This window comes from Vibrio ichthyoenteri ATCC 700023, from assembly GCF_000222605.1.
GTDB classification, from domain to species: Bacteria; Pseudomonadota; Gammaproteobacteria; order Enterobacterales; family Vibrionaceae; genus Vibrio; species Vibrio ichthyoenteri.
In genome coordinates, this window is the sequence record NZ_AFWF01000197.1 from 1 (window position 1) to 281 (window position 281).

A 281-nucleotide genomic window follows, 5' to 3' on the forward strand; every position below is an offset into this window, starting at 1 on the left:
GGAGAACATAAAACGAAGGTGTTAACGCAAAAAGAGATGATCCTTCGCTACGTAAGCCATATCCCCCAACACAACTTTAAAATGGTTCGGTATTACGGTTTTCTGTCGAATAGGAAACGCGGCCGTTTACTTCCACTCGTTTATCTTGCCCTCGACAAAGAGACCGCGAACAAAGCAGAAACCCTCTCTTATGCGAAGCTATACAAAGGGCTAACAAGAAACGATCCGTACCAATGCATATTATGCGGTAACAGGATGGTTTTTAGGGGCTTTACAAAAGG

Annotated in this window: 1 protein-coding gene; it reads left to right on the forward strand. The window is 43.8% G+C overall.

Features of this window, described 5'->3' with window-relative positions:
• Nucleotides 1–281: transposase (locus RH85_RS14085; protein ID WP_006713371.1), on the forward strand; the 281-nt coding region annotated here is incomplete at both ends.